Source organism: Streptomyces sp. NPDC002671 (assembly GCF_053592475.1).
In genome coordinates this window covers 1-1,146 of the sequence record NZ_JBSFVU010000180.1, presented here as the reverse complement: position 1 = coordinate 1,146, position 1,146 = coordinate 1, and the positions used below count along the sequence as shown (strand labels likewise).

At 67.6% G+C, this 1,146-nt stretch carries 1 pseudogene; it reads right to left on the bottom strand.

Features of this window, described 5'->3' with window-relative positions:
- Position 1: 1 nt before the first annotated feature.
- Positions 2-1,086, bottom strand: a pseudogene (locus ACWD35_RS45600) (IS630 family transposase).
- Positions 1,087-1,146 lie beyond the last annotated feature (60 nt).

The window sequence follows — 1,146 nt, the reverse complement described above, 5'->3', positions numbered from 1 at the left end:
TCTACTGACGTTGTCGCCGTGATGTCGTCAGGGTGAGGCCGGTTTCGGCGAGGCATCCGTTGATGAGGTTGCTGCGGTACTGGATCTGGCGGAGACCGTGTCGGAGCGTGCTGATGAGGTGGTCGGAATCGGTGAAGGCGGTGTTGACCTGGCTGCTGCGCCGCAGCAGGGACCAGATGCCCTCGACGGGGTTGAGGTCCGGTGCGTAGGCCGGCAGGAAGTAGCAGGTGATCCAGTCGTGGGTGTCGATGAACTCCCGCAGTCGGCGGTCCTTGTGGACGTTGAGGTTGTCCCACACGAGCACAATGGGTGCGCCGAGCTGCTGGTGTGCGGCGATGAGCAGGTCGCGGTAGTCGGTCCAGGTGAAACTGCGTCTGCCGCCGCGCTTGAGATCGAGATGCCGCTTGGGCCGGTAGATCAGCCGTGAGCGTTCGCCGTGCTTGTAGCAGGCCAGAGCGGCGATGGAGAAGCGGCGCTGGGAGCGTCCCCGGACCCGGATGACGGGTGTGCGTCCGCGTCGGGCCCAGGTCCGTGCGGTGGGCGGCGTCATCGAGAAGCCGGCTTCGTCTTCGAAGCACAGCCAGGCGTCGAGCGCCGCCACGGACGTTCCACCTGCGACCAGGTCTCCTTCACCCAGCCCGCCACGGCCTCCTCGTCGCGCTCGACCGCTCGGCGGGCCGGGACCTGGTGGCTGAAGCCGTGCCGGTGCAGCATCCGCGCGATCGCCGACAGCGTCATGCTCTTGTGGAACCGGCGCCCGATCAGCGTCTTGATCCGCGCCAGCGTCCACGTCTGGTCCGGCCAGCCGTGCGCGACCGGCCCCTTGGCCAGCTCCTGCTCGAGCACGGTGAACAGGGCCTCACTCAGCTTGGGCCGTGACACGGGCCCGGCAGACCGCAGCCCCTCGGTGCCGGCGTCGTGCCAGGCTCGGCGTCAGCGCTGCACCGAGCGCACACTCACCCGTAAGTCCTTGGCGACCTCGGCGTTGGAGGCACCCGCAGCGAATCGCTCCGCGGCCTCCAGCCGAATCCGCTCGCGAAACGCCTGCCGTTCAGGCGTCAGCCCACCACCCTGCGGATATCTCACACAACAGGCATACCGCGACGATCACACATCGTCAGCCCTCAACGACATCACGCCGCAAAG